Here is a 19,185-nt window from a genome sequence, read left to right as displayed (position 1 = left end):
TATATCAAAAATGATTAACCATTTATTAATTGATGTTATTGTAAGTGTGATTATTAATTTTCATAATAAACATTAAGTTAACCATATCCATACAAAATACAATGGTTTATGTTCTTCAAAATAAATAAACAAAATCATTCATAAATTTACACATCACTTAAATTCTCCTGTTTCCGCACTTTTTTCTTTATTTTTTAAGCAACTGGAAGTTAATCCACTGCAATCTATTGTTATATTGAATCAAATCAATGAAAATAGATGTTGTCACATCAGTGATATTTTATTTTTGTATGATATTTAATGTAATTGACTGATAGCCACATCACTCCGTGTGTGGTTATCTTTTTATCTATTGGGCTAATTTTGACCGATTGAGGTTTCCTATAGGTATTCATTCAAATATATCTCAGTTAGGAGTACTACTATTGTGAGTAAACGTCGTTATCTTACCGGTAAAGAAGTTCAGGCCATGATGCAGGCGGTTTGTTACGGGGCAACGGGAGCCAGAGATTATTGTCTTATTCTGTTGGCATATCGGCATGGGATGCGTATTAGTGAACTGCTTGATCTGCATTATCAGGACCTTGACCTTAATGAAGGTAGAATAAATATTCGCCGACTGAAGAACGGATTTTCTACCGTTCACCCGTTACGTTTTGATGAGCGTGAAGCCGTGGAACGCTGGACCCAGGAACGTGCTAACTGGAAAGGCGCTGACCGGACTGACGCTATATTTATTTCTCGCCGCGGGAGTCGGCTTTCTCGCCAGCAGGCCTATCGCATTATTCGCGATGCCGGTATTGAAGCTGGAACCGTAACGCAGACTCATCCTCATATGTTAAGGCATGCTTGCGGTTATGAACTGGCGGAGCGTGGTGCAGATACTCGTTTAATTCAGGATTATCTCGGGCATCGAAATATTCGCCATACTGTGCGTTATACCGCCAGTAATGCTGCTCGTTTTGCCGGATTATGGGAAAGAAATAATCTCATAAACGAAAAATTAAAAAGAGAAGAGGTTTGATTTAACTTATTGATAATAAAGTTAAAAAACAAATAAATACAAGACAATTGGGGCCAAACTGTCCATATCATAAATAAGTTACGTATTTTTCTCAAGCATAAAAATATTAAAAAACGACAAAAAGCATCTAACTGTTTGATATGTAAATTATTTCTATTGTAAATTAATTTCACATCACCTCCGCTATATGTAAAGCTAACGTTTCTGTGGCTCGACGCATCTTCCTCATTCTTCTCTCCAAAAACCACCTCATGCAATATAAACATCTATAAATAAAGATAACAATAGAATATTAAGCCAACAAATAAACTGAAAAAGTTTGTCCGCGATGCTTTCCTCTATGAGTCAAAATGGCCCCAAATGTTTCATCTTTTGGGGGAAAACTGTGCAGTGTTGGCAGTCAAACTCGTTGACAAAACAAAGTGTACAGAACGACTGCCCATGTCGATTTAGAAATAGTTTTTTAAAGGAAAGCAGCATGAAAATTAAAACTCTGGCAATCGTTGTTCTGTCGGCTCTGTCCCTCAGTTCCGCAGCGGCTCTGGCCGATACTACGACGGTAAATGGTGGGACCGTTCACTTTAAAGGGGAAGTTGTTAACGCCGCTTGCGCAGTTGATGCAGGCTCTGTTGATCAAACCGTTCAGTTAGGCCAGGTTCGTACCGCTAGCCTGAAGCAGGCTGGAGCAACCAGCTCTGCCGTTGGTTTTAACATTCAGCTGAATGATTGCGATACCACTGTTGCCACAAAAGCCGCTGTTGCCTTCTTAGGTACGGCAATTGATGCTACGCATACTGATGTACTGGCTCTGCAGAGTTCAGCTGCGGGTAGCGCAACAAACGTTGGTGTGCAGATCCTGGACAGAACGGGTGCTGCGCTGGCGCTGGACGGTGCGACATTTAGTTCAGAAACAACCCTGAATAACGGAACCAACACCATTCCGTTCCAGGCGCGTTATTTTGCAACCGGTGCCGCAACCCCGGGTGCTGCTAATGCGGATGCGACCTTCAAGGTTCAGTATCAATAACCTACCCAGGTTCAGGGACGTCATTACGGGCAGGGATGCCCACCCTTGTGTGATAAAAATAACGATGAAAAGGAAGAGATTATTTCTATTAGCGTCGTTGCTGCCAATGTTTGCTCTGGCCGGAAATAAATGGAATACCACGCTGCCCGGCGGAAATATGCAATTTCAGGGCGTCATTATTGCGGAAACTTGCCGGATTGAAGCTGGTGATAAACAAATGACGGTCAATATGGGGCAAATCAGCAGTAACCGGTTTCACGCGGTAGGGGAAGATAGCGCACCGGTGCCTTTTGTTATTCATTTACGGGAATGTAGCACGGTGGTGAGTGAACGTGTGGGTGTGGCGTTTCACGGTGTCGCGGATGGTAAAAATCCGGATGTGCTTTCCGTGGGAGAGGGGCCAGGGATAGCCACCAATATTGGCGTAGCGTTGTTTGATGATGAAGGAAACCTCGTACCGATTAATCGTCCTCCAGCAAACTGGAAACGGCTTTACTCAGGCTCTACTTCGCTACATTTCATCGCCAAATATCGTGCTACCGGGCGTCGGGTTACTGGCGGCATCGCCAATGCACAGGCCTGGTTCTCTTTAACCTATCAGTAATTGTTCAGCAGATAATGTGATAACAGGAACAGGACAGTGAGTAATAAAAACGTCAATGTAAGGAAATCGCAGGAAATAACATTCTGCTTGCTGGCAGGTATCCTGATGTTCATGGCAATGATGGTTGCCGGACGCGCTGAAGCGGGAGTGGCCTTAGGTGCGACTCGCGTAATTTATCCGGCAGGGCAAAAACAAGTGCAACTTGCCGTGACAAATAATGATGAAAATAGCACCTATTTAATTCAATCATGGGTGGAAAATGCCGATGGTGTAAAGGATGGTCGTTTTATCGTGACGCCTCCTCTGTTTGCGATGAAGGGAAAAAAAGAGAATACCTTGCGTATTCTTGATGCAACAAATAACCAATTGCCACAGGACCGGGAAAGTTTATTCTGGATGAACGTTAAAGCGATTCCGTCAATGGATAAATCAAAATTGACTGAGAATACGCTACAGCTCGCAATTATCAGCCGCATTAAACTGTACTATCGTCCGGCTAAATTAGCGTTGCCACCCGATCAGGCCGCAGAAAAATTAAGATTTCGTCGTAGCGCGAATTCTCTGACGCTGATTAACCCGACACCCTATTACCTGACGGTAACAGAGTTGAATGCCGGAACCCGGGTTCTTGAAAATGCATTGGTGCCTCCAATGGGCGAAAGCACGGTTAAATTGCCTTCTGATGCAGGAAGCAATATTACTTACCGAACAATAAATGATTATGGCGCACTTACCCCCAAAATGACGGGCGTAATGGAATAACTCAGGGGGAATTTTTCGCCTGAATAAAAAGAATTGACTGCCGGGTGATTTTAAACCGGAGGAATAATGTCATATCTGAATTTAAGACTTTACCAGCGAAACACACAATGCTTGCATATTCGTAAGCATCGTTTGGCTGGTTTTTTTGTCCGGCTCTTTGTTGCCTGTGCTTTTGCCGCACAGGCACCTTTGTCATCTGCCGAACTCTATTTTAACCCGCGCTTTTTAGCGGATGATCCCCAGGCTGTGGCTGATTTATCGCGTTTTGAAAATGGACAAGAATTACCGCCAGGGACGTATCGCGTCGATATCTATTTGAATAATGGTTATATGGCAACGCGTGATGTCACATTTAATACGGGCGACAGTGAACAAGGGATTGTTCCCTGCCTGACACGCGCGCAACTCGCCAGTATGGGGCTGAATATGGCTTCTGTCGCCGGTATGAATCTGCTGGCGGATGATGCCTGTGTGCCATTAACCACAATGGTCCAGGACGCTACTGCGCATTTAGATGTTGGTCAGCAGCGACTCAACCTGACGATCCCTCAGGCATTTATGAGTAATCGCGCGCGTGGTTATATTCCTCCTGAGTTATGGGATCCCGGTATTAATGCCGGATTGCTCAATTATAATTTCAGCGGAAATAGTGTACAGAATCGGATTGGGGGTAACAGCCATTATGCATATTTAAACCTACAGAGTGGGTTAAATATTGGTGCGTGGCGTTTACGCGACAATACCACCTGGAGTTATAACAGTAGCGACAGATCATCAGGTAGCAAAAATAAATGGCAGCATATCAATACCTGGCTTGAGCGAGACATAATACCGTTACGTTCCCGGCTGACGCTGGGTGATGGTTATACTCAGGGCGATATTTTCGATGGTATTAACTTTCGCGGCGCACAATTGGCCTCAGATGACAATATGTTACCCGATAGTCAAAGAGGATTTGCCCCGGTGATCCACGGTATTGCTCGTGGTACTGCACAGGTCACTATTAAACAAAATGGGTATGACATTTATAATAGTACGGTGCCACCGGGGCCTTTTACCATCAACGATATCTATGCCGCAGGTAATAGTGGTGACTTGCAGGTAACGATCAAAGAGGCTGACGGCAGCACGCAGATTTTTACCGTACCCTATTCGTCAGTCCCGCTTTTGCAACGTGAAGGGCATACTCGTTATTCCATTACGGCAGGAGAATACCGTAGTGGAAATGCGCAACAGGAAAAACCCCGCTTTTTCCAGAGTACATTACTCCACGGCCTTCCGGCTGGCTGGACAATATATGGTGGAACGCAACTGGCGGATCGTTATCGTGCTTTTAATTTCGGTATCGGGAAAAACATGGGGGCGCTGGGTGCTCTGTCTGTGGATATGACGCAGGCTAATTCCACACTTCCCGATGACAGTCAGCATGACGGACAATCGGTGCGTTTTCTCTATAACAAATCGCTCAATGAGTCAGGCACGAATATTCAGTTAGTGGGTTACCGTTATTCGACCAGCGGATATTTTAATTTCGCTGATACAACATACAGTCGAATGAATGGCTACAACATCGAAACACAGGATGGTGTTATTCAGGTTAAGCCGAAATTCACCGACTATTACAACCTCGCTTATAACAAACGCGGGAAATTACAACTCACCGTTACTCAGCAACTCGGGCGCTCATCAACACTGTATTTGAGTGGTAGCCATCAAACTTATTGGGGAACGAGTAATGTCGATGAGCAATTCCAGGCTGGATTAAATACTGCGTTCGAAGATATCAACTGGACGCTCAGCTATAGCCTGACGAAAAACGCCTGGCAAAAAGGACGGGATCAGATGTTAGCGCTTAACGTCAATATTCCTTTCAGCCACTGGCTGCGTTCTGACAGTAAATCTCAGTGGCGACATGCCAGTGCCAGCTACAGCATGTCACACGATCTCAACGGTCGGATGACCAATCTGGCTGGTGTATACGGTACGTTGCTGGAAGACAACAACCTCAGCTATAGCGTGCAAACCGGCTATGCCGGGGGAGGCGATGGAAATAGCGGAAGTACAGGCTACGCCACGCTGAATTATCGCGGTGGTTACGGCAATGCCAATATCGGTTACAGCCATAGCGATGATATTAAGCAGCTCTATTACGGAGTCAGCGGTGGGGTACTGGCTCATGCCAATGGCGTAACGCTGGGGCAGCCGTTAAACGATACGGTGGTACTTGTTAAAGCGCCTGGCGCAAAAGATGCAAAAGTCGAAAACCAGACGGGGGTGCGTACCGACTGGCGCGGTTATGCCGTGCTGCCTTATGCCACCGAATATCGGGAAAACAGAGTGGCGCTGGATACCAATACCCTGGCTGATAACGTCGATTTAGATAACGCGGTCGCTAACGTTGTTCCCACTCGTGGGGCGATCGTGCGAGCAGAGTTTAAAGCGCGCGTTGGGATAAAACTGCTCATGACGCTAACCCACAATAATAAGCCGCTGCCGTTTGGGGCGATGGTGACATCAGAGAGTAGCCAGAGTAGCGGCATTGTTGCGGATAATGGTCAGGTTTACCTCAGCGGAATGCCTTTAGCGGGAAAAGTTCAGGTGAAATGGGGAGAAGAGGAAAATGCTCACTGTATCGCCAATTATCAACTGCCACCAGAGAGTCAGCAGCAGTTATTAACCCAGCTATCAGCTGAATGTCGTTAAGGGGGCGTGATGAGAAACAAACCTTTTTATCTTCTGTGCGCTTTTTTGTGGCTGGCGGTAAGTCGCGTTTTGGCTGCGGATAGCACGATTACTATCCGCGGCTATGTCAGAGATAACGGCTGTAGTGTGGCCGCTGAATCAACCAATTTTACTGTTGATTTGATGGAAAACGCGGCGAAGCAATTTAACGACATTGGCGCGACGACTCCTGTCGTTCCATTTCGTATTTTGCTGTCACCCTGTGGTAATGCCGTTTCTGCCGTAAAAGTTGGGTTTACCGGTGTTGCAGATAGCCACAATGCCAACCTGCTTGCACTTGAAAATACGGTGTCAGCGGCTTCGGGACTGGGAATACAGCTTCTGAATGAGCAGCAAAATCAAATACCCCTTAATGCTCCATCGTCCGCGCTTTCGTGGACGACCCTGACGCCGGGTAAACCAAATACGCTGAATTTTTACGCCCGGCTAATGGCGACACAGGTGCCTGTCACTGCGGGGCATATCAATGCCACGGCTACCTTCACTCTTGAATATCAGTAACTGGAGATGCTCATGAAATGGCGCAAACGTGGGTATTTATTGGCGGCAATATTGGCGCTCGCAAGTGCGACGATACAGGCAGCCGATGTCACCATCACGGTGAACGGTAAGGTCGTCGCCAAACCGTGCACGGTTTCCACCACCAATGCCACGGTTGATCTCGGCGATCTTTATTCTTTCAGTCTGATGTCTGCCGGGGCGGCATCGGCCTGGCATGATGTTGCGCTTGAGTTGACTAATTGTCCGGTGGGAACGTCGAGGGTCACTGCCAGCTTCAGCGGGGCAGCCGACAGTACCGGATATTATAAAAACCAGGGGACCGCGCAAAACATCCAGTTAGAGCTACAGGATGACAGTGGCAACACATTGAATACTGGCGCAACCAAAACAGTTCAGGTGGATGATTCCTCACAATCAGCGCACTTCCCGTTACAGGTCAGAGCATTGACGGTAAATGGCGGAGCCACTCAGGGAACCATTCAGGCAGTGATTAGCATCACCTATACCTACAGCTGAACCCGAAGAGATAATTGTCATGAAACGAGTTATTACCCTGTTTGCTGTACTGCTGATGGGCTGGTCGGTAAATGCCTGGTCATTCGCCTGTAAAACCGCCAATGGTACCGCTATTCCTATTGGCGGTGGCAGCGCTAATGTTTATGTAAACCTTGCGCCTGCCGTGAATGTGGGGCAAAACCTGGTCGTAGATCTTTCGACGCAAATCTTTTGCCATAACGATTATCCGGAAACCATTACAGACTATGTCACACTGCAACGAGGCTCGGCTTATGGCGGCGTGTTATCTAATTTTTCCGGGACCGTAAAATATAGTGGCAGTAGCTATCCATTTCCGACTACCAGCGAAACGCCGCGGGTTGTTTATAATTCGAGAACGGATAAGCCGTGGCCGGTGGCGCTTTATTTGACGCCTGTGAGCAGTGCGGGTGGGGTGGCGATTAAAGCTGGCTCATTAATTGCCGTGCTTATTTTGCGACAGACCAACAACTATAACAGCGATGATTTCCAGTTTGTGTGGAATATTTACGCCAATAATGATGTGGTGGTGCCTACTGGCGGCTGCGATGTTTCTGCTCATGATGTCACCGTTACTCTGCCGGACTACCCTGGTTCAGTGCCAATTCCTCTTACCGTTTATTGTGCGAAAAGCCAAAACCTGGGGTATTACCTCTCCGGCACAACCGCAGATGCGGGCAACTCGATTTTCACCAATACCGCGTCGTTTTCACCAGCGCAGGGCGTCGGCGTACAGTTGACGCGCAACGGTACGATTATTCCAGCGAATAACACGGTATCGTTAGGAGCAGTAGGGACTTCGGCGGTAAGTCTGGGATTAACGGCAAATTACGCACGTACCGGAGGGCAGGTGACTGCAGGGAATGTGCAATCGATTATTGGCGTGACTTTTGTTTATCAATAAAGAAATCACAGAACATTGCTAATGCAGGTACGCAATATTGCCTGAAGCTAAAAAACTGCACGTTAGCCCTTTGTAGGCCAGATAAGACGCGCCAGCGTCGCATCTGGCATAAACAAAGTGCACTTTGCCGACAATCCGAACAGAGCCTGCCAATGGCAGGCTCAGGTGCTCTTTTACGCTACCATGCTGATAATCAACACAATAATCAGCCCAACCACGGAGTTGACCAGCTCCAGCAGACCCCAGGTTTTCAACGTGTCTTTTACTGACAGGTCAAAGTAACCTTTGAACAACCAGAAAGATGCATCGTTAATGTGGGTGAGGGTGTTGGAACCCGCAGCCGTCGCCAGTACCAGCAGCGCCGGATTCACGCCAACCAGCTGACCAGTTGCTGGATCAAGGATTGCAGCACTGATAATCCCGGCGGCGGTCATCGCCGAAACGACACCCTGACCCGTCGCCAGACGAATTAGCACAGTGATCAGCCATGCCATAATGTAGGGCGAGATATTGCCGTGGGACATCAACATGCCGATGGTGTCGCCAATGCCGGTGTCGATGATAGTTTGCTTCAACACGCCACCCGCACCGATGATCAGAATCACCATTGCAATGCTTTTCACCGCACTTTCAAAAGCGTTCATCACCCACTGCATGTCATGACCACGTGCGGTGCCAAAGAGTACGAATGCAACCACCATCGCAATAAACATTGCAATCGGCGAGGAACCGATAAAGTTAACCACTTCCCAGGCAGGGGTATCTTTTACCAGCCAGATATTGGCGATGGTGGTAGAGATCATAATGATCGCCGGGATCAGCGGCACCAGAATCGAAACGCCGAAAGAGGGCAGATTGTTCATATCTACCGGTTGATCTGCTTTCAGGAATGATGGCGTTGGGCGCTCAAGATTGCCGAGGAACTTCGGCAGGATCAGACCTGCGCAGATTACACTTGGGATCGTCACCAGTACGCCATAGATATAAACCATCCCCATATCTGCGCCATAAGCATTCACCAGCGCCACAGGACCCGGCTGCGGTGGGAACAGTGAATGTGCGGTAGTGGCAGCTGCTACTGCCGGGATCGCCAGTTTCAGGAACGGAATTTTAGCTTCGGCGGCAATGACAATAACCAGCGGCGCTAACATGATAAAGGCCACTTCATAGAACATCGCCAGACCAAAAATCAGGCCGATGATAATCACCGACAGCTGTACATAGCGCAGACCGAGACGCGCCAGCAGCGTATGTGCTATCTGGTGAGCCGCGCCGGAGTCGACCATCAATTTACCGATGACCGCACCGAACACCACGATGATAGCCAGTTCCCCCAGCGTGTTGCCGAAGCCCGCTTTCATGGTGTGCAGCAGCGACATCAAATCCATGCCCGCCAGCATCCCGACGGACAGCGCCGCCACCAACAAAGCCACCATTGAATTGATTTTGAACTTCAAATTCAGTACCAGCATCAGACCAATGCCGAATACCACCCAGAGAATGTTAAGCACATGCATAACGTTTTACCTTACCTGGTTGAACCGTTGTTATTTTGGGCGACATGTTATGTAAATTGGTCAACCATTGTTGCGATGAATGTCACATCCTCTGATCAATAACCATCGATTACCCTTTGCTGCAATTTGCAGCAACAACCAGGAGAGTGAAATTCTTGTGATGTGGTTAACCAATTTTAGAATTCGGGTTGACATGTATTACCAAAAGGTAGAACTTATACGCCATCTCATCCGATGCAACGCCACGGCTGCGGTCTGGTTGTTCATCCGGATACCTAAACAACTCCAGGGTTCCGCGTCTCTTTGCTGTGGAACCCACTATGTGAAAGAGGAAAAATCATGGAACAGACCTGGCGCTGGTACGGCCCAAACGATCCGGTTTCTTTAGCTGATGTCCGTCAGGCGGGCGCAACTGGCGTGGTTACCGCGCTGCACCATATCCCGAACGGCGAAGTATGGTCCGTTGAAGAGATCCTCAAACGCAAGGCTATCGTTGAAGATGCAGGCCTGGTGTGGTCTGTCGTAGAAAGCGTGCCAATTCACGAAGATATCAAAACCCACACTGGCAACTATGAGCAGTGGATCGCTAACTATCAGCAGACTCTGCGCAACCTGGCGCAGTGCGGTATTCGCACCGTGTGCTACAACTTCATGCCGGTGCTCGACTGGACCCGTACTGACCTCGAATACGTGCTGCCAGACGGCTCCAAAGCTCTGCGCTTCGACCAGATCGAATTCGCTGCATTCGAAATGCATATCCTGAAACGCCCAGGTGCGGAAGCGGATTACACCGAAGAAGAAATTGCTCAGGCAGCTGAACGCTTCGCCACTATGAGCGACGAAGACAAAGCGCGTCTGACCCGTAACATCATTGCCGGTCTGCCGGGCGCGGAAGAAGGGTACACCCTCGACCAGTTCCGTAAGCACCTGGAGCTGTACAAAGATATCGACAAAGCCAAACTGCGCGAAAACTTTGCCGTCTTCCTGAAGGCGATTATTCCGGTTGCCGAAGAAGTTGGCGTGCGTATGGCTGTTCACCCGGACGATCCGCCGCGCCCAATCCTCGGCCTGCCGCGCATTGTTTCTACCATTGAAGATATGCAGTGGATGGTTGATACCGTAAATAGCATGGCGAACGGTTTCACCATGTGCACCGGTTCCTACGGCGTGCGTGCTGACAACGATCTGGTTGATATGATCAAGCAGTTCGGTCCGCGTATTTACTTCACCCATCTGCGCTCCACCATGCGTGAAGATAACCCGAAAACCTTCCACGAAGCGGCGCACCTGAACGGTGACGTTGATATGTACGAAGTGGTGAAAGCGATTGTTGAAGAAGAACACCGTCGTAAAGCGGAAGGCAAAGAAGACCTGATCCCGATGCGTCCGGACCACGGTCATCAGATGCTGGACGACCTGAAGAAGAAAACCAACCCAGGTTACTCCGCAATTGGTCGTCTGAAAGGCCTGGCCGAAGTTCGCGGTGTCGAACTGGCGATCCAGCGCGCTTTCTTTAGCCGTTAATATCCACCGGCATGGCTGCGCGCCGTGCCGGTTCCTTCTTCCTTGCCGTCACTCTCTGAAGACGGATTCTGGAGTTTACGATGACTACTATTGTTGACAGCAATCTGCCGGTTGCCCGCCCGTCATGGGATCATTCTCGTCTGGAATCACGCATTGTGCATCTCGGTTGCGGGGCGTTTCACCGTGCGCACCAGGCGCTGTACACCCATCATCTGCTGGAAAGCACCGACAGCGACTGGGGTATCTGCGAAGTTAACCTGATGCCAGGCAACGACCGCGTGCTGATCGAAAACCTGAAAAAACAGCAACTGCTGTACACCGTGGCGGAAAAAGGCGCGGAAAGCACCGAGCTGAAAATTATCGGTTCGATGAAAGAAGCGCTGCACCCGGAAATCGACGGCTGCGAAGGTATTCTCAACGCGATGGCGCGTCCGCAAACGGCGATTGTCTCTCTGACGGTCACGGAAAAAGGCTACTGCGCTGATGCGGCAAGCGGTCAACTGGATCTCAATAACCCGCTGATCAAGCACGATCTGGAAAACCCGACTGCGCCGAAGTCCGCGATTGGTTACATCGTCGAAGCCCTGCGTCTGCGTCGTGAAAAAGGGCTGAAAGCGTTTACGGTGATGTCCTGCGATAACGTGCGTGAAAACGGTCATGTGGCGAAGGTCGCGGTACTGGGGCTGGCTCAGGCGCGTGACCCGCAGCTGGCGGCATGGATTGAAGAGAACGTCACCTTCCCGTGCACCATGGTTGACCGCATCGTTCCGGCGGCGACGCCAGAAACCTTACAGGAAATTGCTGACCAGCTGGGTGTTTATGACCCGTGCGCCATTGCCTGCGAACCGTTCCGTCAGTGGGTGATTGAAGATAACTTCGTTAATGGTCGTCCGGACTGGGATAAAGTAGGCGCACAGTTCGTTGCAGACGTTGTGCCGTTCGAAATGATGAAGCTGCGTATGCTGAACGGCAGCCACTCTTTCCTGGCATACCTCGGTTACCTCGGCGGCTATGAAACTATTGCCGACACCATGACTAACCCGGATTATCGCAAAGCGGCCTTTGCCCTGATGATGCAGGAACAAGCGCCAACGCTGTCGATGCCGGAAGGTACGGACCTGAACGCCTATGCGACGCTGCTGATCGAGCGTTTCAGCAACCCGTCTCTGCGTCACCGTACCTGGCAGATTGCGATGGACGGCAGCCAGAAGTTACCGCAGCGTCTGCTGGATCCGGTGCGTCTGCACCTGCAAAACGGCGGCAGCTGGCGTCACCTGGCGCTGGGCGTGGCTGGCTGGATGCGTTACACCCAGGGCGTGGATGAGCAGGGTAATGCCATTGACGTGGTCGACCCGATGCTGGCCGAGTTCCAGAAGATTAACGCGCAGTATCAGGGCGCAGACCGCGTGAAAGCGCTGCTGGGCCTGAGCGGTATTTTTGCCGATGATCTGCCGCAGAATGCCGACTTTGTTGGCGCGGTGACGGCGGCATATCAGCAGCTGTGCGAACGCGGTGCGCGCGAGTGTGTGGCTGCGCTGTAACTAACTGATTACCCTACAGACTTACTGGTCAATCAAACTGATATTTGGTTGACCAGTTTTCGTTTTTTTGCCCACCTGTACGTGCCAACTTCCAGTGCTAATGGTATAGTTTGAGATTAACGGGTGCCGTAAAATTGCCCGTTGTAGGCCGGATAAGGCGTTCACGCCGCATCCGGCAAAAATTTGATTAACCGCACCTAACGGACACAACACCATGAAATCTGCCACCTCTGCGCAAAGACCTTACCAGGAAGTCGGGGCGATGATCCGCGATCTGATCATAAAGACGCCGTACAATCCTGGCGAACGGTTGCCGCCGGAGCGTGAAATTGCAGAAATGCTTGATGTCACGCGGACGGTGGTACGTGAAGCGCTGATCATGCTGGAGATCAAAGGGCTGGTGGAAGTGCGCCGGGGTGCCGGTATCTATGTTCTTGATAGCTCAGGCAGCCACAACACAGACAGTCCGGATGCCAACGTTTGCAATGATGCGGGTCCTTTTGAGCTGTTGCAGGCGCGACAGCTTCTTGAGAGCAACATCGCCGAGTTTGCCGCCCTGCAGGCTACCCGCGAAGATATCGTCAAAATGCGTCAGGCATTGCAACTGGAAGAGCGTGAACTGGCTTCCAGTGCGCCGGGCAGCAGCGAAAGCGGTGACATGCAGTTCCATCTCGCTATTGCCGAAGCAACGCATAACAGCATGCTGGTGGAGCTGTTCCGTCAGTCCTGGCAGTGGCGGGAAAACAATCCAATGTGGATCCAGTTGCACAGCCATCTGGATGACAGCCTGTATCGCAAAGAGTGGTTGGGCGATCACAAACAGATCCTCGCCGCGTTAATCAAAAAAGATGCCCGAGCGGCGAAGCTGGCAATGTGGCAGCATCTGGAAAACGTTAAGCAACGTCTGCTGGAATTCTCGAACGTTGACGATATTTATTTTGATGGCTATCTGTTTGATTCATGGCCGCTGGATAAAGTCGACGCCTGACTTATTATAATAAGCGCAAGGGTAAACGTTCCTTGCGCTTTCTTAAATTAAGAAGTCGCAATGAGTATTACTTTGTAAATTGCAGGGGATTGTTTAGCTATCTGTATAACCTGAATGTTAGTACTCATTCTTCCTGGTAGTTATTTACCAATATAATTCCATTCACCATTTTTTAATTCAAACAGTTCTGGAAGAGATGACGGTTGCAGAGTCATACGTTTGAGTGGTGCATTTTCATCACCCGGGATAGGCTTCTATACCAATTATTGGGTCATTACCCAACTCAATATTAGCATTAAGTAATGCGGCAAGGGCGAATCCGGAAGAATTTGCTACCCCTGTTACCGTCATTATCTGATCAATATAGATATCAATCCTTGGCTGCTCATTGGTCCATCTTTTTGCCTGAGAAGCTGGAAGGGTTGAAATATATCCTATCGTGGTTCCGGCATAACCAGGAACATTGCAACCAGGGCCTAATGTTATTTCATGAACTGTATAGTCCTCAACAGGATCGAAAGGGCCTTTCATAAATAAATTTAGCCGTAATCCTTTTGCTAACTCTGTGGCAGCATGCGCCTTTTTACATATACCACCATATATTTCGTCTAAAGCTGAGGTGATTTTCAAGTTTCGATAGAGCATACGTCCTGTTGTTGTAATACCATTGAATTCTCTGCATGTTTCTGTCACATAATTAAATGGCCAGGACTCTTTACTAATATCAAGTTTTCTAATTTCGACAACGCTTTTTCCATCGTAATTATGGTTATTGCCACGAGCAAGAGGCGGAAGATAGATATTTTCCGTATCCATGCGTGCACGTTCATGTTTACGTGTTAACTCACTGTCGACTTTTGGATGATGAAGGAAGTGATTATCTGTAATAATTTAACTCTGAAGGGCATTGCTTAATGGCATAGACATAATAGTTACCTTTATGAGTATTTCACTGATGCTTAGAAAAATAGATAAATTTTTCTGTAGTAAAAAGAGAAGTAAACAAATGACATGCATGTTTCTGTTGTAGTGATATCAACTCTACACAGTGATATTAAATGGTGGGAAACACTCTAAAGTATCAAAAAACGCTCATTTAAAATTATTTGCATGCAATTTAAAAGCATATCTTATTACTAATTGGAATTTGATGTTGCTATATTGATGTCTATATTAATAATGCCTGTGAATGGTATTTTTGATGTATTTGATATGTTATCAATTTATATTATTTACAAACTAATTGTTTTAAATAATACATAGCTGATTATGCGGAAATAAATAATTTCCCACCGGAATTAAGTAGCGGTGGTGACAAGTATTTTCATCTACGTAACTATTCGGAATATTCAGAATATACTAGCGGTTTTTTTTTGAGTTTGATGATTTTTATCAAATCATGACTTTTTTCCTGAAAAGTCAGTAGATATTCATAGGCAAGTAAGGTTTTATACTTTGCTGACAGGATTCAGGCCTGTCTCAGACTGACATGGATGTAATGAACAAAAGGGAATGGCTATGGAAAATGAGCATCAATACAGTGGTGCCCGGTGTTCAGGGCAAGCCGCATATGTTGCTAAACGTCAGGAGTGCGCAAAATGATGCGCCAATCACTTCAGGCTGTTTTACCTGAAATTTCAGGCAATAAAACGTCACCGCTGCGTAAATCAGTATGCAGCGATCTCCTCACTCTTTTTAATTCTCCTCATTCGGCATTACCGTCATTACTTGTTTCAGGCATGCCCGAGTGGCAAGTGCATAACCCGAGCGACAAACATCTCCAGAGCTGGTATTGCCGTCAGCTGCGTTCTGCACTGTTATTTCATGAGCCACGGATTGCGGCGTTGCAGGTTAATTTGAAAGAAGCGTACTGCCACACTCTGGCGATCAGCCTTGAGATAATGCTGTATCACGACGATGAATCGCTAACGTTTGATCTGGTCTGGGATAATGGCGGTTGGCGCAGTGCGACGCTGGAGAATGTCAGCTAAGCACAATCTCCAGCTCGCGCAGTTCACGCCAGAAGCGTTCGGCAACTGGATTCATGCGGGTATTCATCCGGTATGCATAGGCCTGAATCGGGATCACCAGTTCGTCCCGATTCAGTACAACGAGCTGCCCGCTGCGAATTTCTTGTTGGATGGCGTATTCCGGTAGCCAGGCAATCCCACAGCCGTCGAGGGCAACCTGCTTTAAAAGCTCGCTCATCGAAGAGACAAAAAAGGTGCTGAAACTTAACTCACTGTGGCGCGTCAGGGTGCGATTAATCAATCGCCCCATGTAGGAGTTGCGGCTGTAATTCAGTAACGGAAAGTGTGGCTGCGCGAGGTTAAAAAGTGCTTCTCCGTGTTCGTCACTGGCGCAAACGGGGAACAATTGAGATTCAAATAAGCGAATGTGGTCAAACGGCGCTTCCAGCAAATCTTCGTCGTGAAAGGAAAAAATACAGTCACTTTGCCCTTCACGCAGTTTATCGACCGCTTCATCGACATCAATAGCTTCAATTGCCCAGGTAAAGAGCGGCGGCATCTGGCTGATAATGGACGGTAACAGCCCGAGGGAAAGAGAGTGTGCAGCGGCTATTTTAATTTTGCGTTGCGCGTAATCGCTGCCACCACGGAGTTCTGCAAGGTTGCTCTCTAACTGTTGCAACAGATGGCGGATCTGCGAATGGAATATTTTACCTTGTTCCGAGAGTTGCAGCGGCGTCACCTGGCGGTTAAACAATTCAACGCCAATCGCCTGTTCCAGCGCACGGATGCGGCGGCTGAATGCCGGTTGCGAGACGTTGCGACTGACTGCTGCCTGGGAAAAATTGCGGCATTTTTCCAGGGTCAGAAAATCATAAAGCCATTTAGTTTCAATATTATGCAAAACCGCACCACAGTCATCCATTACGTTTTACTCTGTCAGCCGCCCTTGCGGGCATTCTACGTCCATTCGGGCGGCTGACAACCGTTTATGCCGTTTCAAACGTTCCTTTCACGCAGGCTTTGCCGTCTTTGACCATCAGCTTGCCGCGAGCGTATACCTGCTCAATGCGTAATTCTGGCGTCATGACCAGTAAGTCTGCGTCATTGCCTGGCAGAATTTCGCCTTTCCCGCTCAGGTTAAGGAAACCGGCTACGCTACTGGTGAGCGGGCGCAGGGCATCGCTGATACTGAAATCATAATCTTTGACCAGCACCTGCACGGTTTCCAGCAACGTTTCAAAACCGGCAACACCGATATGGGTTAAATTCCCTTCGTCATCGAAGAACGGCTGGCTACCGTTGCCGTCGGAGCTGAGGGTGACGCGTGCCAGCGGAATACCCGCCTGAACGGCGCGGGCAATACCTTCGGCAGGGGCGACTGGTTCGTCAATGCTGCTGGTGATATCGATGGTGCCGCCTTTGCGCGCGAACTCCAGCGCCTGCTCAAACAACGGAACGTTGCGGTTAACGTGGGTCGGCAGCAACTTGCTAATCGGCACATCGCAGTTTTCCAGCAGGTCATAGACAGGCTGTAACGCCTTTTTGCTGTCGCCCATGTGGAACACGGTGACGCCAGGTTTACCGCCGAGCAAACCGCCAACGCGGGATTCCGCCGCCATATTAGCCAGGTGATAAACGTCCGGTGCGGCAGAACGGTGATCAGAGATGGCGCATTTCACGCCAATCACGCGATCGATAATCGCCACGTCTTTTTCCACGGAACCCGTAATAGTGCGGGAAGGGACATGATAAGCGCCGGTCAGCATCCAGGCGCTGATGCCTTCTTCATTGAGCGCACGGGTCTTGGCGAGCAGGGATTCCGGGTGGCGAGAGATAGAGTCGGTGCCCAGCAGACCAACCACTGACGTGACGCCTGCTTCCGTCAGACGACTTAACGCCACTTCCGGCGTGCGCGTCGTGGGACCTGCTTCGCCGCCACCGCCAATCAAATGGACGTGTTGATCAATAAAACCTGGGCAGAGGATCTGCCCGCTGAGATCGACAACCGTGCAGTCCGGTACAATGTCAGAAGGGATATTACTGGCAACGGCGATAATTTTGCCGTTAGCGACGAGGACATCGCAAATTCCCCGATCTTCCGGCGCATACAAATGCGCTCCCTGCAGCAGGGTAAAACCGGCTGCGGTATAATCAATCATGGTAACTCCTTGTTAAACAATAAGCTGCATAACCCAGATCGACAGCAATGCGTTAATCACGCAGACCGTAATGATATGCGGGTAATATTTGGCATTCACTTCGGCTGTCCCCAGGCAGCGACCGACATTTTGCACCGGGTTGCCCATTAAATACATCGCGGGCAGTAAAACGGTGACATCGTGACCGGTTAATGCGCCAGCGGTTGCCAGACTGGCGGCAACACCGACTGCGCCACCCATACTCATTAATGCGGCTAAAAGGACGGTTGCCGCTTCACCGGGTAATCCCCACAGCGCCATTACGGGTTCACAGATATGCCCCACCCAGTCGAGCAGGCCGGTAATTTTCAGCGCCTGAATGATGACAAACGCCATCACCACGTTTGGCAGCAGGTTGGTCGTGGCGATAGTAAAGCCACGGCGCGCACCATCGATAAACATATCCATGACGTTTTTGCGGACCTGAGTTGTCATGCTTGCGCTCCTTGCGTTGGGTTGCGACGTTCTTCGAAGTTAAGCCAGACGCGCAAAATGTTGGCTCCGACAAATTTAAACACCAGGATGACTGCTAAAGGTACGATTACGGACGTGCCCAGAAAGGCAAACACCGCGACGCCGGAAGAGAAGTAGTTGGTGATAATGGCGCTACCGCTGGTTTGATATGCGGCGAAAATCACTTTATCGCGTTCGGTAATTTCACCTTCCTGCGCCAGCTCTTTGGTCATACCTGCGGCGGCATCGGTGTTTTGCAGGTTAGCGATCAGCGCCAGCGAGCAGATCCCTGGAATGCCCAACAACGGTTTTAGCACTGGCGTCATTAACTGCTGCGCGGCGCGTAATCCGCCAAGACCATCGGTAATTGAAATAATCCCCAGAGAGAGAATGACTGACGGTGCCAGCTCCAGCGCAAAGAGAAAGCCATCTTTAGCCCCCGCGCCACCCGCGCCGCGAAACGAGGTGGTGGCTCCGTTCGCACCAGGCAGTTGCCCAAACGATCCGTTCAGAACGGAAAAATCAAAAACGCGCCACCAACTGTCTGTCCCGGAAAAAACACCGGAAAAAAAGATTATGGTGAGAAAAAAAGCCAGATACCCTTTAATGCCCACTTTTTCTGTCGCCAGCTCCCCGGCTACAGCATCCCCTTGTTGTGTCATAACAATCCCCATTGTTTTTTTGTGTTTGTGTGTTGCTTGAGCCAGGAAAATTCCTGGAGCTGAAAAACCTTATCAGCCATGTGGGTATGGGGAAAATGCAAGTATGTTTCTGACTATGCGTTTTTTGCATAGCGGTAAAATTACGCTGTGTGGAAAAGGTTCTACGCAGGATTGAGTTGCAGAAAATTCATAAACCCAGTGACAATGACATAGTAAATAAAAAACAGATAA

General features: G+C 49.0%; 19 protein-coding genes and 1 pseudogene. 14 read left to right on the top strand and 6 right to left on the bottom strand.

All coding sequences use genetic code 11. The annotated features are described in order from the left end of the window. Nucleotides 1-427: 427 nt before the first annotated feature. The 8 genes from fimE (at nucleotide 428) to fimH (ending at nucleotide 8,098) form a co-directional block, all read left to right on the top strand. On the top strand, nucleotides 428-1,024 hold the full coding sequence (fimE, locus tag HBM92_RS20965) for a type 1 fimbria switch DNA invertase FimE (RefSeq protein WP_000044711.1): 597 nt from the start codon (nucleotides 428-430) through the stop codon (nucleotides 1,022-1,024). A gap of 478 nt (nucleotides 1,025-1,502) precedes the next feature. After that, on the top strand, nucleotides 1,503-2,051 hold the full coding sequence (gene fimA / locus HBM92_RS20960; RefSeq protein ID WP_000695543.1) for a type 1 fimbrial major subunit FimA: 549 nt from the start codon (nucleotides 1,503-1,505) through the stop codon (nucleotides 2,049-2,051). Nucleotides 2,052-2,115: 64 nt separating this feature from the next. Further along, on the top strand, nucleotides 2,116-2,655 hold the full coding sequence (locus HBM92_RS20955) for a fimbrial protein (protein ID WP_000824114.1): 540 nt from the start codon (nucleotides 2,116-2,118) through the stop codon (nucleotides 2,653-2,655). A 36-nt stretch (nucleotides 2,656-2,691) separates the two neighbouring features. Continuing rightward, nucleotides 2,692-3,417 carry a type 1 fimbria chaperone FimC gene (fimC, locus tag HBM92_RS20950; protein ID WP_000066560.1) on the top strand — a complete coding sequence of 242 codons (726 nt, stop codon included), beginning with the start codon at nucleotides 2,692-2,694 and terminating at the stop codon, nucleotides 3,415-3,417. A gap of 66 nt (nucleotides 3,418-3,483) precedes the next feature. After that, nucleotides 3,484-6,120, top strand: a complete 2,637-nt coding sequence (gene fimD, locus HBM92_RS20945) for a fimbrial usher FimD (protein ID WP_000120918.1) — start codon at nucleotides 3,484-3,486, stop codon at nucleotides 6,118-6,120. A 9-nt stretch (nucleotides 6,121-6,129) separates the two neighbouring features. Beyond that, nucleotides 6,130-6,660: a type 1 fimbria minor subunit FimF gene (gene fimF, locus HBM92_RS20940; RefSeq protein WP_001244835.1), complete on the top strand. Its 531-nt coding sequence runs from the start codon at nucleotides 6,130-6,132 to the stop codon at nucleotides 6,658-6,660. Nucleotides 6,661-6,732: 72 nt separating this feature from the next. Next, entirely contained in the window at nucleotides 6,733-7,176 is a 444-nt protein-coding gene (locus HBM92_RS20935) for a fimbrial protein (RefSeq protein WP_077897989.1), read from the top strand. Between the two features lie 19 nt (nucleotides 7,177-7,195). After that, nucleotides 7,196-8,098 carry a type 1 fimbria D-mannose specific adhesin FimH gene (gene fimH, locus HBM92_RS20930; protein ID WP_000832222.1) on the top strand — a complete coding sequence of 301 codons (903 nt, stop codon included), beginning with the start codon at nucleotides 7,196-7,198 and terminating at the stop codon, nucleotides 8,096-8,098. A gap of 173 nt (nucleotides 8,099-8,271) precedes the next feature. Here fimH and gntP read toward each other — a convergent pair whose 3' ends face one another. Next, the gene (gntP, locus tag HBM92_RS20925) at nucleotides 8,272-9,615 is read right to left on the bottom strand and encodes a gluconate permease GntP (protein ID WP_000558251.1); all 1,344 of its coding nucleotides are present in this window, start codon (nucleotides 9,613-9,615) and stop codon (nucleotides 8,272-8,274) included. Between the two features lie 339 nt (nucleotides 9,616-9,954). Between gntP and uxuA the strand changes: the two genes are divergently transcribed. The 3 genes from uxuA to uxuR all read left to right on the top strand — a co-directional run bounded on the left by uxuA (nucleotide 9,955) and on the right by uxuR (nucleotide 13,668). Then, complete coding sequence (uxuA, locus tag HBM92_RS20920) at nucleotides 9,955-11,139, top strand: mannonate dehydratase (RefSeq protein WP_000438582.1); 1,185 nt, start codon at nucleotides 9,955-9,957, stop codon at nucleotides 11,137-11,139. 80 nt (nucleotides 11,140-11,219) lie between these two features. Continuing rightward, nucleotides 11,220-12,680, top strand: a complete 1,461-nt coding sequence (locus HBM92_RS20915; protein WP_000208194.1) for a fructuronate reductase — start codon at nucleotides 11,220-11,222, stop codon at nucleotides 12,678-12,680. 214 nt (nucleotides 12,681-12,894) lie between these two features. Then, a complete protein-coding gene (uxuR, locus tag HBM92_RS20910) occupies nucleotides 12,895-13,668 on the top strand; it encodes a Uxu operon transcriptional regulator (protein ID WP_000833686.1) in 774 nt (257 codons plus the stop codon). A 140-nt stretch (nucleotides 13,669-13,808) separates the two neighbouring features. Here the strand turns inward: uxuR and HBM92_RS25140 are convergent. Continuing rightward, a pseudogene (locus tag HBM92_RS25140) lies at nucleotides 13,809-14,559 on the bottom strand (DUF2686 family protein). Between the two features lie 368 nt (nucleotides 14,560-14,927). On the opposite strand from HBM92_RS25140, the gene ytiD reads away from it, so the two are divergent. The 3 genes from ytiD (at nucleotide 14,928) to iraD (ending at nucleotide 15,659) form a co-directional block, all read left to right on the top strand. Continuing rightward, nucleotides 14,928-15,071, top strand: a complete 144-nt coding sequence (gene ytiD / locus HBM92_RS25635; protein ID WP_001329085.1) for a protein YtiD — start codon at nucleotides 14,928-14,930, stop codon at nucleotides 15,069-15,071. Nucleotides 15,072-15,186: 115 nt separating this feature from the next. After that, nucleotides 15,187-15,270, top strand: coding sequence for an iraD leader peptide IdlP (gene idlP / locus HBM92_RS20900; RefSeq protein WP_120795393.1), 84 nt, complete (start codon nucleotides 15,187-15,189; stop codon nucleotides 15,268-15,270). Next, nucleotides 15,267-15,659 carry an anti-adapter protein IraD gene (gene iraD, locus HBM92_RS20895; RefSeq protein WP_000986215.1) on the top strand — a complete coding sequence of 131 codons (393 nt, stop codon included), beginning with the start codon at nucleotides 15,267-15,269 and terminating at the stop codon, nucleotides 15,657-15,659. The genes idlP and iraD overlap by 4 nt, the downstream gene beginning before the upstream one ends. Here iraD and hypT read toward each other — a convergent pair. The 4 genes from hypT to HBM92_RS20875 all read right to left on the bottom strand — a co-directional run bounded on the left by hypT (nucleotide 15,652) and on the right by HBM92_RS20875 (nucleotide 18,954). Beyond that, nucleotides 15,652-16,563: a hypochlorite stress DNA-binding transcriptional regulator HypT gene (hypT, locus tag HBM92_RS20890; RefSeq protein ID WP_000340758.1), complete on the bottom strand. Its 912-nt coding sequence runs from the start codon at nucleotides 16,561-16,563 to the stop codon at nucleotides 15,652-15,654. The genes iraD and hypT overlap by 8 nt on opposite strands. Nucleotides 16,564-16,627: 64 nt before the next feature. Beyond that, complete coding sequence (gene iadA / locus HBM92_RS20885; RefSeq protein ID WP_000568416.1) at nucleotides 16,628-17,800, bottom strand: beta-aspartyl-peptidase; 1,173 nt, start codon at nucleotides 17,798-17,800, stop codon at nucleotides 16,628-16,630. 12 nt (nucleotides 17,801-17,812) lie between these two features. Then, entirely contained in the window at nucleotides 17,813-18,274 is a 462-nt protein-coding gene (locus HBM92_RS20880) for a YjiG family protein (RefSeq protein ID WP_000211971.1), read from the bottom strand. Beyond that, a complete protein-coding gene (locus HBM92_RS20875) occupies nucleotides 18,271-18,954 on the bottom strand; it encodes a nucleoside recognition domain-containing protein (RefSeq protein WP_001295597.1) in 684 nt (227 codons plus the stop codon). The genes HBM92_RS20880 and HBM92_RS20875 overlap by 4 nt, the downstream gene beginning before the upstream one ends. Between the last annotated feature and the right edge of the window lie 231 nt (nucleotides 18,955-19,185).

The organism is Escherichia sp. E.sYA108 (assembly GCF_011754335.1).
GTDB classification, from domain to species: domain Bacteria; phylum Pseudomonadota; class Gammaproteobacteria; order Enterobacterales; family Enterobacteriaceae; genus Escherichia; species Escherichia coli.
This window is presented reverse-complemented; position numbering and strand designations above follow the sequence as displayed.

Bases quoted from the DNA above. Each gene is read 5' to 3' on its own strand.
- idlP (WP_120795393.1), top strand. From the start codon at position 15,187: ATGGAAAATGAGCATCAATACAGTGGTGCCCGGTGTTCAGGGCAAGCC.
- fimA (WP_000695543.1), top strand. From the start codon at position 1,503: ATGAAAATTAAAACTCTGGCAATCGTTGTTCTGTCGGCTCTGTCCCTC.
- HBM92_RS20955 (WP_000824114.1), top strand. From the start codon at position 2,116: ATGAAAAGGAAGAGATTATTTCTATTAGCGTCGTTGCTGCCAATGTTT.
- HBM92_RS20875 (WP_001295597.1), bottom strand. From the start codon at position 18,954: ATGACACAACAAGGGGATGCTGTAGCCGGGGAGCTGGCGACAGAAAAA.
- hypT (WP_000340758.1), bottom strand. From the start codon at position 16,563: ATGGATGACTGTGGTGCGGTTTTGCATAATATTGAAACTAAATGGCTT.
- HBM92_RS20915 (WP_000208194.1), top strand. From the start codon at position 11,220: ATGACTACTATTGTTGACAGCAATCTGCCGGTTGCCCGCCCGTCATGG.
- fimD (WP_000120918.1), top strand. From the start codon at position 3,484: ATGTCATATCTGAATTTAAGACTTTACCAGCGAAACACACAATGCTTG.
- iadA (WP_000568416.1), bottom strand. From the start codon at position 17,800: ATGATTGATTATACCGCAGCCGGTTTTACCCTGCTGCAGGGAGCGCAT.
- gntP (WP_000558251.1), bottom strand. From the start codon at position 9,615: ATGCATGTGCTTAACATTCTCTGGGTGGTATTCGGCATTGGTCTGATG.
- iraD (WP_000986215.1), top strand. From the start codon at position 15,267: ATGATGCGCCAATCACTTCAGGCTGTTTTACCTGAAATTTCAGGCAAT.
- fimF (WP_001244835.1), top strand. From the start codon at position 6,130: ATGAGAAACAAACCTTTTTATCTTCTGTGCGCTTTTTTGTGGCTGGCG.
- fimH (WP_000832222.1), top strand. From the start codon at position 7,196: ATGAAACGAGTTATTACCCTGTTTGCTGTACTGCTGATGGGCTGGTCG.
- HBM92_RS20880 (WP_000211971.1), bottom strand. From the start codon at position 18,274: ATGACAACTCAGGTCCGCAAAAACGTCATGGATATGTTTATCGATGGT.
- uxuA (WP_000438582.1), top strand. From the start codon at position 9,955: ATGGAACAGACCTGGCGCTGGTACGGCCCAAACGATCCGGTTTCTTTA.
- uxuR (WP_000833686.1), top strand. From the start codon at position 12,895: ATGAAATCTGCCACCTCTGCGCAAAGACCTTACCAGGAAGTCGGGGCG.